Raw genomic sequence first — 13104 nt, forward strand, 5'->3', positions numbered from 1 at the left:
GATTTGGATCGGTTCGACCAAAATCATGAACGTGATCGTCTCTTGTAAGTTAGAGCGGGATACATGCGGAGAACCGCAAACCGCTCTGGCGCAGCTCTCGGTCGGCAGGTCTTGGGAGGATTGCTGGCAACCGAGGAAGGTCAGCCGTCTTCCTATCGGATATTGCGCTGCGACGCAGCACGAAAGGCCCCAATTCACATGCGAACATGGCAGCCATGCGGTGGCCGCATGGCTGCCGCCTGCCAATCACTGCCTGCCAATCATTGCTCAATTGTGGAGCCGCAGCGACAGCCCGAGGCTTGGCGGGACCGGGTTCCACAGGCCCGTTCGCAAGCCCGCCTCACGCAACGCGCGCGCCGTCCATGTGTTGCAGCCGAAAAGCGCGTTGAAGCTGCCTCCGGCCTCGAAGAAGCGGTCGTTGCCATTGTAGGAAAAACCCTCGATCGAAACGACAGCTCCGGCCTCGCGGGTGAAGCTTTCGGCAATAAAGCCGAGCAGCCGATCGTATCCCGCTTCGTCCAGCTCGAAGCCGGTGACGGCAGCCTGCGGCTCGACGATCCGACCGGCGATATCCACATGCATCACCGAGCGGTCGACGGTCAGCGCCTTGAACACGGGCCCGGGCTTCAGCTCAGACCAGGTCGGCGTTTCCAGATAGAAGGACCGCCCGCCCCAGCCAAAGATCAGCCATTCAGCCTGCGGATGCGCAAGCGGCACGCCGGCCGCCTCGACAAAGCCGAACCGCGCTCGAATCTCGTCCGTCAGGGGTATGGCGATGTCCGTGTGGATCGGGCCGGAAAGCAGAAGGATGCGCGTGCCCCCTGCTCCCGCAGCGGAGGCGGAAACCGGCAGGAGCGGCAGCGGCAGCAAGGTTCCGGCAACGATGGCAAGTATCGCCGCCAGTAGGCCGAAGAAAGCCCATTTCAGGCCACGCTTCATTCCCTGTCCCTGCTTGTTCAGAATAGGAAATAGCGCTGTGCCATCGGCACGACCGTCGCCGGCTCGCAGGTCAGAAGCTCACCGTCGGCGCGCACCTCATAGGTCTCCGGATCGACCTCGATATGCGGCAGCAGGTTGTTGTGGATCATCGATGCCTTGCCGATGCCGCCACGGGTGTTGCGGACCGCCACAAGCTGCTTGGCAACGCCGAGCTTGGCGGCAAGGCCGGCGTCGAGCGAGGCCTGCGACACGAAGGTTACAGACGAACTCGTGCGGTTCTTGCCGTAGGCGGCAAACATCGGCCGGTAGTGCACCGGCTGCGGCGTCGGGATGGAGGCATTCGGATCGCCCATGGGGGCCATCGCGATCGAGCCGCCGAGAAGCACGAAGTCGGGCTTCACGCCGAAGAAGGCTGGGTTCCAGAGGACGAGATCGGCGCGCTTGCCGACCTCGATGGAGCCGATCTCATGGCTGAGGCCGTGGGCGATCGCCGGATTGATCGTGTATTTGGCGATATAGCGCTTCACCCGGAAATTGTCGTTGTCGCCGGTTTCCTGCGGCAGCGGCCCGCGCTGACGCTTCATCTTGTCGGCAGTCTGCCAGGTGCGGATCGCCACTTCGCCGACGCGGCCCATGGCCTGGCTGTCAGACGAGATGATCGAGAAGGCGCCGATATCATGCAGGATGTCCTCGGCCGCGATCGTTTCCTTGCGGATGCGGCTCTCGGCAAAGGCGATGTCCTCGGGGATCGAGGGCGACAGGTGATGGCAGACCATCAGCATGTCCAGATGCTCGGCAAGCGTATTCTTGGTGTAGGGCCGCGTCGGATTGGTCGAGGACGGAATGACGTTCGGCTGGCCGCAGATCTTGATGATGTCGGGGGCGTGGCCGCCGCCGGCCCCTTCCGTGTGGAAGGCATGGATGGTGCGGCCCTTGATCGCCGCGATCGTATCCTCGACGAAGCCGCTCTCGTTCAAGGTGTCCGTATGGATCATCACCTGCACGTCGTATTCGTCGGCGACACCGAGGCAGCAATCGATCGCCGCCGGCGTCGAGCCCCAGTCCTCATGCAATTTCAGCGAGGTGGCGCCAGCGAGCACCATTTCCACCAGCGCGCCCGGCCGCGACGCATTGCCCTTGCCGGCAAAGGCGATGTTCATCGGGAAGCCGTCGGCCGCCTCGATCATGCGGGCGAGATGCCAGGGACCGGAGGTGCAGGTGGTGGCGAGCGTGCCATGGCCCGGCCCGGCGCCGCCTCCAAGCATGGTCGTAAGCCCGCTCACCAGCGCTTCCTCGATCTGTTGCGGGCAGATGTAATGAATGTGGCTGTCCATGCCGCCCGCGGTGATGATCTTGCCTTCGCCCGCGATGACCTCCGTGCCGGGACCGACGATGACGGTGACGCCCGGTTGCGTGTCCGGGTTGCCGGCCTTGCCGATGCCGGCGATGCGTCCGTCCTTGAGGCCGATATCCGCTTTGACGATGCCCCAGTGATCGACGATCAGCGCATTGGTGATGACGGTGTCGACGGCGCCCTCGGCGCGTGTCGCCTGGCTCTGCCCCATGCCGTCGCGAATGACCTTGCCGCCACCGAACTTCACCTCCTCGCCATAGGTCGTGAAGTCCTTCTCCACCTCGACGAAAAGTTCGGTGTCAGCGAGCCGCACCTTGTCGCCGACCGTCGGGCCGAACATGTTGGCATAGGCCGCGCGCGACATCTTGTAGGGCATGGTTCAGGCTCCTTGGGACGAAGTAGAAATGGGATGGAGGCGGCGAAGACGGCCGCTGGCTGCAAGCGCATCGACATGGCGGCGCTCGGCGGCGAAGGGATGCCATTCCCAACCGACATGGCCGAAGCCGGCAAGAACGACCTCGTCGTCGGGTGTCGCTAGATGCGCGAGCACATCGGCAATCACGATCATCCCGCTCGATGGAACGACATAAGGGGCCGGCGAAAAGCCGGCGAGATCCTGCTCCACCTGGTCGTGCACATCGACCGGGACGACGCGAAAGCCGCGGTTGGTCGAACGGGCGAAGCTCTCGAAACCGACAGTGTAATCGTCGCAGAAATCGTCGAGGTCCGGATGCGTTTCCGCAAGCCCGGCGCGCATGGCGGCAAACTTCGCGCCGGAGCGAACGCACCATATCTCCCGCGCCTGGCGCACGGCGGCATTCGTCTTCCAGCGACCACCGCCGAGCATGGAAATCCCCGGGCGTCCGGTATTGCAGACCGCGACGATATCGGTCCTGTGGCCGCTGGCGCCGACAGAGCGGCAATCGTTGAAGCGCACGACGAGATCGGCGGCATCGATCGTTGCGCCGGCGCCGTCAGGCACCTCGCCATTGCCCACGATCATGATGACGCGGCGAGCCTGCAATGGTCAGTTCCCTTGAGCTTCGAGAAATTCGTTGAGTTCGGCGGTACGCTTCTGCGTGAGCTGGGCAAGGCAGCCTGAAACCAGCATCGGCTCGGCCTGGCCGCCACGGGCCTGGAAACCGGCCAGCTCGCATTGTCCGTCCCGATAGCCGATCCAGGCGCGCTGCGTCGTCTTCAGCGCCTCGACCGCGCCGATATCGGCGCCTTCCAGCTCCTTGTCGACCTTCTGCGCCGCCGTCATCGCCTGCCTGTAGACCGCATTCAGTTCCGCGTCCGCCGCTTCGTATTCCCGGTAGGCGCAGTCATTCAGATCCGGCTGAGCCATCGCATTCGCGCAATCCACGTCCGGCTCATCCTCGGCGAGCGCCGGGGTGGCAAGCACCAGAAGCAAACCGAGAACCGGCAGCACTCTCATAGCTTGCCCATCACCTGCTGGCGGAAGCCATAGACCTCGCGCTTGCCGGAAAGCGGTATCAGCGTCACCTGGCGCGTCTGGCCCGGCTCGAACCGCACGGCCGTGCCGGCGGGAATGTCGAGCCGGCAGCCGTAGGCTGCTTTCCTGTCAAACTGCAGCCCCGCATTGGTTTCGGCGAAGTGATAGTGGCTGCCGACCTGGATCGGGCGGTCGCCGGTGTTGGCAACCTCGATCGTCGCCGTGTCGAGACCGGCATTGAGCTCGATCTCTCCGGCCGCAGCAATGATTTCTCCTGGGATCATGGTCTTCTCCTCAAGCCGCCCTCGGCCGGCCGCATGCTTTTATCCCGCGTTCAGGCCTCAGGCACCCTGCGCCAACAAGCCACGTACTCACCTCACGCTTAGCGGATCGGCTCGTGCACGGTGACGAGCTTGGTCCCGTCAGGAAACGTCGCCTCGATCTGGATGTCGTGGATCATCTCGGGGATTCCCTCCATCACCTGATCGCGCGTCAGCACCTGGGCGCCCGCCTCCATCAGTTCGGCAACCGAGCGCCCGTCGCGCGCGCCCTCGACGACGAAATCGGTGATCAGCGCGATCGCTTCGGGATGGTTGAGTTTCACGCCGCGCTCCAGGCGCCTGCGGGCGACCATGGCCGCCATCGAAATCAGCAGTTTGTCTTTCTCGCGCGGGGTAAGATTCATGCGTCGCCACCGGTTGTTCGTGAAGCAATTTCCTGGAAATCTGCGAAGCGGTCTTCCGCCGGGAATTACAAAGTTTCAATGCGTTAGATCATTTCACTGTTTCAAATAAAAATGTGAAACGAGCTAGAGAACCCAGACTTTCGGCACAGTCTTCTGCATGCGCAAGTGCGAAATAACCGGGATGAGGATTTTTCTGAGCGCGAAGCCATCCGGCGCCACGAAACGGGCAACCAGCTTGTCGCGGCCATGGACCTGAAAATGGCTGATGCCGACGCACGCTGCGCCATCGACGAGCGACCGAAGACGCGGCAGCAAGGGTTCGCAGTCGGGACCGACATGGAGCAGCGTGGCGAAGGCGGCCCCACCATCGAGCACCGCCTTGCGCTGACTGAGGCGCGCGACCTCTCCTGATAGCGCCAGATTGTCCGCATGCAGCAGCTTGCCCTCGACGCGGATACGCCAGCGATCGCGGAAGAGCCCGGTTTCAACCGCCTCGCCCATCGCCTTGCGACCGAGCAGAACCGCTTCCACCGCGAGAAACGTCGCGTCGGCAGCAAGCTCCACCTCCAGCGAGCGCGACAGCGAGGCACGGTCGAAGAGGATCGTCTCCTGTGGCAACCAGTCGACACGCGCGCCGGCGGCAACCTCGATGCGCGTTTTCACTTCGACGGTATCGGCGCTCGCCTTATAGATCTTCTCGCAGGCCTGCGTCGTCACCGTCACGTCCGTTCCAGCCCCTGCCGCAACCTCCCAGACCATGCGGTCGCCGCCGGTGAGGCCGCCGGAGGAATTGATGAGCACTGCCTCCATCGAGGTGTCGAAGGTCTTTGGCAGGCGGATCTTGGCGCAGCCTTCCTGGTAGAGTTCGGCAATGCGGCTGTGGCCGAGCGCCGCCTTGGCGACCACCCGTCCCTTGCCCCAGGCCCGCTGCGGGGCGATGCGTGCTGCCTTGTCCATGTCAGACCGCTAAGCGGCGTCCTTCATTTTCGACGCGGCGCCCCATAGGCGCGATCGCCTTATCTTGGCGCTATCGTCCGCATCGCGGCACGACAAGTCAAGTTATTGTTTTGCAAAGAAAATCGTCAGCATGCCGCATTTCCGTGCAGGCCTTGCGCAGAAAACGGGCAGCCGCCTACGCCACGCGATCCGGCGGTTCGCGACCGTCGAAAAACGCCGTGATATTGTCGGCCACCTTCATGCCCATGGCGACGCGCGTCTCCTCCGTGGCACTGCCGAGATGTGGAAGCAGCACGACATTTTCCAGCCCGCGCAGACGTTCCGGCACGTTCGGCTCCGCCTCGAAGACATCGAGCCCGGCGCCGCGGATGACGCCGTTTTCGAGCGCCGCAATCAGCGCCGGCTCGTCGATCACATCACCCCGCGCCGTGTTGACGAGGTAGGCGCCCTTTTTCATCAGCGCCAGCCGTTCGGCGTTGATCAGGTGACGGTTTTCGCCGCCGCCGGGGCAATGGAGCGACACGAAGTCTGCAACCTTCAATACGTCCTCGACCGTGTCGAGTTGACGCGCACCGTAGCGGCTTGCCTCGGCCGGGTCGATGCGCGAGCGATTGTAGAAGACGACATCCATGTCGAAGCCGAAATGACAGCGCTTGGCCATGGCCTTGCCGATGCGGCCGAAGCCGATGATGCCGAGCGTCTTGCCGGTGATCTTGCCGCCGATCATGTGGGTCGGCCGCCATCCACTCCATTCGCCGGCCCGTACCTGCCGCTCGCCCTCGCCTGCCCGCCGCGCGACCGCAAGCAGCAACGTCATGGCGATGTCGGCGGTGCAATCTGTGAGAACGCCGGGCGTGTTGGTGACGACGATGTCGGCAGCCTTGGCGGCCGCGACGTCGATGTGATTGTAGCCGACGCCATAGTTGCCGAGGATCTTCGCGCGGAGGCCGCCACCGGCGAAGAGGTCGGCCGGAAGTCGATCAGAAACTGTCGGAAGAACGGCGTCATAGGTCCGGAGTGCTTCAGCCAGTTCTGCAGCCGTCAGAGGCACGTCCCCTTCGTTCAAGGTGACGTCGAAGCGTTCGGCAAGCACCTGCTCCACCGCCGCCGGCCAACGACGGGTGAGGAGAATGCGGGGTTTCGAGCTCATGCCTGCCTCCGGATCAGAATCGCTGCGAGATAGTGCACGAAACGGCGCGACGCGACAGCTATCTCGACAAGCGAAACACCTATCACGAAAAGCAAAAAAGAGGCGCCGTTGCGGGCGCCTCTTCTCGGGCTTCGGACATGTCAGGCCTTGGCGAAGGCGAGCAGGTCGGCGTTGAGCTGGTCCTTGTGGGTGTCGGTAATGCCGTGCGGTGCGCCGGCATAGACCTTGAGCTCCGCATGCGGCACCAGCGTCTTCGAGGCCCGTGCAGCCGCATCGATCGGCACGATCTGATCGTCGTCGCCATGGATGATCAAGGTCGGCACGTCGAACTTCTTCAGGTCCTCGGTAAAGTCGGTCTGCGAGAAGGCGACGATCGAGTCATAAGTGTTCTTGTGTCCCCCCATCATGCCCTGCAGCCAGAAACTGTCGATCATGCCCTGAGAGGCGATCGCGCCCGGGCGGTTGAAGCCGAAGAACGGACCGGACGCGATGTCGCGGTAGAGCTTCGAGCGATCCTTCAGGCTTGCCGCCTGCAGGCCGTCGAAGACTTCCTTCGGCAGGCCGCCGGGGTTCCTGTCGGTCTTGACCATCAGCGGCGGCACGGCCGAGATCAAACCGGCCCTGGCGATCCGGCTGGTGCCGTGGCGGCCGATATAGCGGCTGATTTCGCCGCCGCCAGTCGAAAACCCGGCAAGGAAGACACCCTTGAGATCGAGCGCGTTGATCAGATCCGCGAGGTCGTCGGCATAGTGGTCCATGTCGTTGCCGTCCCACGGCTGCGACGAGCGGCCGTGGCCGCGGCGGTCATGGGTGACGACGCGGAAGCCGTTGGCGGCAAGGTGGAAGGCCTGCGCCTCCCAGCTGTCGGACGACAGCGGCCAGCCGTGGCTGAGCACGACGACCGGGCCATCCTTCGGACCCCAGTCCTTGTAATAGATCTCGACGCCATCGCGGGTGATGATGCGCCGTGGCTGAGCACGACGACCGGGCCATCCTTCGGACCCCAGTCCTTGTAATAGATCTCGACGCCATCGCGGGTGATGATGCGGCTGCCCATGGTGTTTTCTCCCTTAGTGCCGGAGGCGCCGGCGGTTGCTGCGGTGGTGGATGCGGCCTTGGCCGACGTGTTCATGGCATTGACCGCGGCTGCGGTGGCGGCAGCGCCAAAGGCGGCCGAGAGAACCGTGCGGCGGGAGATGCCGTTGGCTTCGGTCTTGCTGATTGCCTTGCTCATGGAAACGCTCCTTCTTCCCTGCGGTCACACCGCTGTTAAATACTTAGCGTTTAAATCGTGCGCGACTTATGTGGATTTATGTCGCTACCGATTAGATCGTGCACAATATTTATACCGTAGCCGCGCTATAGTCAATGTCTTGCGATTATATCGTGAACGATTTATTTTGAGAGCATGACAGGAGAAAGCGATGATTGACACCGATCCCAAGGGCGATGAGGCAATGCTGGCGCTCGATAGTTTCCTGTGCTTTGCGGTCTATTCCGCAAACCACGCCTTCACGCGCATCTACAAGCCGCTGCTGGAAGAGCTCGATCTCACCTATCCGCAATATCTGGTGATGGTGCTGTTGTGGGAAAAGGACGACCAGACGGTCGGCAGCCTCGGCGAGCGGCTCTTCCTGGAATCGAGCACTTTGACCCCGATGCAGAAGCGCCTGGAGGCCGCCGGCTACATCGCCCGCGTGCGCGATAAGGCGGACGAGCGGCAGGTCCGGGTACAATTGACCGAGATGGGCAAGGCGCTGCGGCAGAAGGCAATCGACGTACCCCGCAACCTTGGCGAAGCGACAAAGCTCGGCCCCGACGATCTCGAGCGACTGCGCGCCGAAGTCTCGTCGCTCAGAGACACGCTATTGAAATAATAGACCGCTGCGCCGAGCATCACCAAAAGAAAAGCCCGGCGATTGCTCGCCGGGCCCCAACCACTCGGACACAAGGTCCGAAATCAGAACTACTCGTTCTGGAAGTAGTTGTACTTGCCGTCGTCACCCTTCTTCCAGGTGTACATGACGTAGTCCGGACGCGTGATGTCGCCCTTTTCGTCATAGCCGAGTTCGCCGATTGCGGTCTTGAACGGACCCTTTGCCTTGATGGCTTCGGCAACTGCCTGCGGGTCGTTGCCACCGGAAGCCTTGGCAGCTTCGGCGATGACCTGGAGAGCGGCGTAGGCGTAGAGCGTGTAGGCTTCCGGTTCGAAGCCGGCAGAGCGGAACTTCTCGACGAGGTCCTTGGCAGCCGGGTTCTTGCGCGGATCCGGAGCGAACGTCATCAGCGTGCCGTCAACGGCGTCGCCGGCGATCGAGGCCAGTTCGTTCGAAACGATACCGTCGCCCGACATCAGGGTAGCCTTGAGGCCCTGGTCCTTCATCTGGCGCATGATCAGGCCGGCTTCGGTGTGCAGACCGCCGTAGTAGACGATCGAAACGCCGGCTTCCTTCATCTTGGCGATCAGAGCCGAGAAGTCCTTGTCGCCGGTGTTGATGCCTTCATAGAGGGCTTCGGTGAGGCCGGCTTCGTTCATCGACTTCTTGGTTTCGTCGGCAAGGCCCTGACCATAGGGGGTCTTGTCGTGAATGACGGCGATCTTCGCGTCCTTGAAGTTGGCAGCGAGGTAGGCACCGGCAACCGCACCCTGCTGGTCGTCACGGCCGCAGGTACGGAACGTGTTCCAGAGACCGCGCTCGGTGAACTGCGGGTTGGTGGAGGCCGGGGTTACCTGCAGGATACCGTTTTCGGCGTAAACTTCAGAAGCCGGGATGGACACGCCCGAGTTGAAGTGACCGACAACGAACTTCACACCGTCAGCAACGAACTTGTTGGCGACCGAAACGCCCTGCTTGGCATCCGAAACGTCGTCGCCGAGCACAACCTTGATCTGTTCCCCATTGATACCGCCAGCGGCATTGATGTCAGCGGCGGCCTGCTCTGCACCTTTCTGGAGCTGTGCACCGAAAGCGGCGTTCGGGCCAGTCAGCGGGCCGGCGACACCAACGAGAATATCAGCCCAGGCGCTGCCGCTGAAGGCAACCATAGCCGTCAGCGCGACCGCCGACAGAAGAGACTTTTTCATCTTGTTACTCCCAATTATTCGAGCGGGTCTCGTTACCAACCTGCGCAATGCCCACCATAGTTGCGCCGGTGTTTCTTTCGCACCGGCCGCGGCGGCCGGCGCGCGCTGTTCCCTTTATTTGGCTTTCCAGGAGAAAGGCGAAGCCTTCTCATAGAGCCAATAGTAGTTATTGGTCATTTGCTTGGTCCGGTAGTACCGGAAACCTGCGGTAGCAAACAACAAAAGTACGATCGTGTCCACGATATAGTATTGCAGGCTGAACATGGTGCCTTCGAACAGCGCATGGTGGACGAAACGGATGCCCAGTCCCAGCAACGCCACGTAGAGGATGAGCCGCGGCATGCCTTCCCAGCTTTCAGCCACGCTCTTGCCCGTGCGCCAGGCGGTCCAGCCGCCGAGCACGCAGCTTATGAAAAGAAACTGCCAGATCGACACTTCTTCGTAGAGAATTCCCTGCATGTCACTTGCTCCAGATGCGGCCGGTCAATGACGGCCGCCTTCGAGATAGGCCGCGCGCACTTCCGGATTGGCGAGGAGTTCCTTGCCGGAACCGCTCATCGTCACCCGGCCGTTCACCATCACGTAGCCGCGGTCCGAAAGCTTGAGCGCGCCGAAGGCGTTCTGCTCGACGAGGAAGACCGTCAGCCCCTCCTCCTTGTTGAGTTTCTTGATCGCTTCGAAGATGCCCTTGACGATCAGCGGTGCGAGACCGAGCGACGGCTCGTCGAGAAGCAAAAGCTTCGGCCGGGCCATCAGCGCGCGGCCGATCGACAGCATCTGCTGCTCACCGCCCGAAAGCGTGCCGCCGCGCTGCGCCTGGCGCTCCTTCAGGCGCGGGAAAAGCGTAAACACCTTTTCCACGTCCTGGTCGAAGTGCTTCAGGTTGTCGAGGCTGGCGCCCATCTGCAGATTTTCGAACACGGTCATGCGCGGGAAGATGCGCCGACCCTCAGGCGATTGCGCAATGCGCAGCCGGGCGATCTCGTGCGTCGGCATGCGGGTGATGTCCTGGCCTTCGAAGAAGACCGAACCGGTGCGCGCCTGCGGGCTGCCGCAGATGGTCATCATCAGCGTCGACTTGCCGGCACCGTTGGCACCGATCAGGCAGACGATTTCACCACGGTGAACTTCGACATCGACCCCGCTGAGCGCCCGGATGTTGCCGTAGTAGGTCTCGACGGCTTTGACTTGGAGAAGTGGCGCCGTCATCAGTGGGTGCCCCCCTGCCCGCCTTCGATTTCCTCGATTTGTTCGATCACCTCTTCAACCTCTTCATCCTCGACACCCAGATAGGCCGCAATGACCCTCGGATCGTTCTTCACGAAATCCGGTGTGCCGTCGGAAATCTTCTGTCCATATTCCAGGACCACCACGTGGTCGGAGATCTCCATGACCACGGACATGTCGTGTTCGATCAAAAGAATCGACGTGCCGGTATCGGCGCGAATGCTTTTCAGCAATTCGTTGAGCGCCAGAGACTCGCGCGGATTGAGACCGGCGGCCGGCTCGTCCAGGCAGAGAAGCTCGGGCCCGGTGCACATGGCACGCGCGATCTCGAGACGGCGCTGGGCGCCATAGGAGAGATCGCCGGCCGGATCGTCCGCACGGTCGATCAGCGACGCCTTTTCCAGCCAGTGCTTGGCAAGTTCGATCGCCTCGTGCGACGCCTGGCGATAGGCCGGGAAGCCGAGCAGACCGAGGAAGGTGTAGCCGGATGCCTGCATCAGCTTGTTGTGCTGCGCGACGAGCAGGTTTTCGAGCACCGTCAGACCGGAGAACATCCGGATGTTCTGGAAGGTACGCGCTACCTTGGCGAGCTTGGTGATCTCGAAGTCGGGCAGACGCTCCAGCAGGTATTCCTTGCCGGCCTTCTGCTTCATCGTGATCATGCCCATCGTCGGCTTGTAGAAGCCGGTGATGCAGTTGAACACCGTGGTCTTGCCCGCTCCGTTCGGGCCGATCAGCGCGGTGATGTCACCGCGATAGGCTTCGAAGGAGAAGTCGTTGATGGCCATGAGACCGCCGAAGCGCATCGACAGGTGCTCAACCTTGAGAATGGGGTCTTTTGTCATTGTCGTTGTCTCGCGGGCCATCAACCGTGCCCTTCCTTGGTGAAGCTGCCGGAGACTGCCTTGCGTTCGTGCAGGAAGGCTGTCGGTTCGCGTGATCCGACGAAGCCGCGCGGCTTCCAGACCATGACGACGACCATGGCCAGGCCAAAGATCAGCATACGGTAGAGTTCAGGTGTGAAGTCCGGTCCGAAGACCATCTTCAGGAAGGAAAGCTCACGCAGGATTTCGGTGCCGCCGATCATGACGGCCGCAGCGACTGCGATGCCGGTAAGCGAGCCCATGCCGCCGAGAACCACGATCGCGAGAATGACCGCGGATTCCAGGAAGACGAAGGATTCGGGCGACACGAAGCCCTGGCGCACCGCGAAGAACGAGCCGGCGATACCGCCGAACATGGCGCCCGTCGCAAATGCGGTGAGCTTGGTCGTCACCGTGTTGATACCGAGCGAGCGGCAGGCGATCTCGTCCTCGCGCAACGCTTCCCAGGCGCGGCCGATCGGCATGCGGCGCAGCCGGATCGTCACATAAGCCGTGAGCAGCGCAAGTGCCAGGATCAGATAGAACAGGAAGATCTTGTAATAGGCCGACGACATCGGCAGGCCCATCATTGCTGCAAAACCGTCCTTCGAGGCATCGAACTTGATGCCGAACAGCGTCGCCTTGGCGATACCGGAGACGCCGAAGGTACCCTTCGTCACTTCGGTCCAGTTGATCAACACCAGTCGGATGATTTCACCGAAGGCGAGCGTCACGATCGCCAGATAGTCACCGCGAAGACGCAAGACCGGGAAGCCGAGAATCATGCCCCAGAAGGCGGCGAGAATGCCGGCGACCGGAAGAAGAACCCAGAAGGACAGGCCGAAATAGGTCGACAGCAGGGCGTAGGAATAGGCGCCGACCGCGTAGAAGGCGACGTAACCCAAGTCCAGCAGGCCAGCGAGGCCGACGACGATGTTGAGCCCCCAGGCCAGCATCACGTAGATCAGGATCTGGATGCCGAAATTGTCGACCCACTTCAGCGAGCCCTGGACGCCGAAGATCGCGACGACGAGCGGCGGATAGATGAGCAGGAACGCAATCGCGAGCTTGGAGAAGTTGCGGCTGAAGAAGGTCTCCTCCTTCACCGCATCGTCGGCCTCGGCCTTGGCGGCCTTGCGCCGAGCCATGGCCGGCTGGACATAGGCAACCATCAGGAAGCGGCCGACGGCAGCGACAATCACGAAGATCGCCAGCAGTCCCCAGCGCTGGTTGAGGATCAGCTCGTTGCGGATGTTCTGGTCGGACTTGAGACCGACGAACAGCACGAAAAGGCCGAGCGAAATCAGGCCCGCGAAGACAGCCTCGCGCAGGGCCCGCGCCGTCACGTCAGTGCCGGCGCTTGCAGTCGTAGAAGCAATGTTTGCCAT

General features: G+C 62.2%; 15 protein-coding genes and 1 pseudogene. 2 read left to right on the forward strand and 14 right to left on the reverse strand.

Translation table 11 applies throughout. The features are described from left to right. Window positions 1–267 precede the first annotated feature (267 nt). From ASD63_RS07400 to ASD63_RS07440, 9 genes and pseudogenes are all read right to left on the reverse strand, one after another. Window positions 268–939, reverse strand: a complete 672-nt coding sequence (locus tag ASD63_RS07400) for a TIGR02117 family protein (protein ID WP_034794165.1) — start codon at window positions 937–939, stop codon at window positions 268–270. Window positions 940–956: 17 nt separating this feature from the next. Further along, complete coding sequence (ureC, locus tag ASD63_RS07405) at window positions 957–2669, reverse strand: urease subunit alpha (RefSeq protein WP_034794169.1); 1713 nt, start codon at window positions 2667–2669, stop codon at window positions 957–959. Between the two features lie 3 nt (window positions 2670–2672). Further along, window positions 2673–3317: a Urease operon accessory protein gene (locus ASD63_RS07410; protein ID WP_082572800.1), complete on the reverse strand. Its 645-nt coding sequence runs from the start codon at window positions 3315–3317 to the stop codon at window positions 2673–2675. 3 nt (window positions 3318–3320) lie between these two features. After that, window positions 3321–3731: a lysozyme inhibitor LprI family protein gene (locus tag ASD63_RS07415; RefSeq protein WP_034794179.1), complete on the reverse strand. Its 411-nt coding sequence runs from the start codon at window positions 3729–3731 to the stop codon at window positions 3321–3323. Continuing rightward, a complete protein-coding gene (locus ASD63_RS07420; protein ID WP_034794182.1) occupies window positions 3728–4033 on the reverse strand; it encodes an urease subunit beta in 306 nt (101 codons plus the stop codon). Before ASD63_RS07420 ends, ASD63_RS07415 begins: the two co-directional genes overlap by 4 nt. A gap of 98 nt (window positions 4034–4131) precedes the next feature. Continuing rightward, window positions 4132–4434 carry an urease subunit gamma gene (locus ASD63_RS07425; RefSeq protein ID WP_034794185.1) on the reverse strand — a complete coding sequence of 101 codons (303 nt, stop codon included), beginning with the start codon at window positions 4432–4434 and terminating at the stop codon, window positions 4132–4134. Window positions 4435–4557: 123 nt separating this feature from the next. Further along, a complete protein-coding gene (locus ASD63_RS07430; RefSeq protein WP_034794188.1) occupies window positions 4558–5391 on the reverse strand; it encodes an urease accessory protein UreD in 834 nt (277 codons plus the stop codon). Window positions 5392–5566: 175 nt separating this feature from the next. Next, the gene (locus tag ASD63_RS07435) at window positions 5567–6541 is read right to left on the reverse strand and encodes a D-glycerate dehydrogenase (RefSeq protein ID WP_034794191.1); all 975 of its coding nucleotides are present in this window, start codon (window positions 6539–6541) and stop codon (window positions 5567–5569) included. A gap of 140 nt (window positions 6542–6681) precedes the next feature. After that, window positions 6682–7673: pseudogene (locus ASD63_RS07440) on the reverse strand (alpha/beta hydrolase). On the opposite strand from ASD63_RS07440, the gene ASD63_RS35410 reads away from it, so the two are divergent. Continuing rightward, entirely contained in the window at window positions 7597–7953 is a 357-nt protein-coding gene (locus ASD63_RS35410; RefSeq protein WP_060528927.1) for a hypothetical protein, read from the forward strand. The pseudogene ASD63_RS07440 and the gene ASD63_RS35410 overlap by 77 nt on opposite strands. A 12-nt stretch (window positions 7954–7965) precedes the next feature. Beyond that, the gene (locus ASD63_RS07450; protein WP_060528928.1) at window positions 7966–8418 is read left to right on the forward strand and encodes a MarR family transcriptional regulator; all 453 of its coding nucleotides are present in this window, start codon (window positions 7966–7968) and stop codon (window positions 8416–8418) included. Between the two features lie 89 nt (window positions 8419–8507). On the opposite strand, the gene ASD63_RS07455 is transcribed toward ASD63_RS07450, so the two are convergent. The 5 genes from ASD63_RS07455 to livM all read right to left on the reverse strand — a co-directional run bounded on the left by ASD63_RS07455 (window position 8508) and on the right by livM (window position 13104). Next, a complete protein-coding gene (locus ASD63_RS07455; RefSeq protein ID WP_034798823.1) occupies window positions 8508–9626 on the reverse strand; it encodes a branched-chain amino acid ABC transporter substrate-binding protein in 1119 nt (372 codons plus the stop codon). Between the two features lie 114 nt (window positions 9627–9740). Further along, window positions 9741–10085 (reverse strand): DUF6867 family protein, encoded by a 345-nt coding sequence (locus ASD63_RS07460; protein WP_034798825.1) that lies wholly within the window; start codon window positions 10083–10085, stop codon window positions 9741–9743. A gap of 24 nt (window positions 10086–10109) precedes the next feature. Next, window positions 10110–10835, reverse strand: coding sequence for an ABC transporter ATP-binding protein (locus ASD63_RS07465; protein ID WP_034798827.1), 726 nt, complete (start codon window positions 10833–10835; stop codon window positions 10110–10112). Beyond that, on the reverse strand, window positions 10835–11719 hold the full coding sequence (locus ASD63_RS07470; RefSeq protein ID WP_034798829.1) for an ABC transporter ATP-binding protein: 885 nt from the start codon (window positions 11717–11719) through the stop codon (window positions 10835–10837). The genes ASD63_RS07465 and ASD63_RS07470 overlap by 1 nt, the downstream gene beginning before the upstream one ends. Beyond that, on the reverse strand, window positions 11719–13104 hold the full coding sequence (gene livM, locus ASD63_RS07475) for a high-affinity branched-chain amino acid ABC transporter permease LivM (RefSeq protein WP_034798831.1): 1386 nt from the start codon (window positions 13102–13104) through the stop codon (window positions 11719–11721). The genes ASD63_RS07470 and livM overlap by 1 nt, the downstream gene beginning before the upstream one ends.

Origin of the sequence: Ensifer sp. Root558, from assembly GCF_001427045.1 — a bacterium.
Classification (GTDB): Bacteria; Pseudomonadota; Alphaproteobacteria; order Rhizobiales; family Rhizobiaceae; genus Ensifer; species Ensifer adhaerens.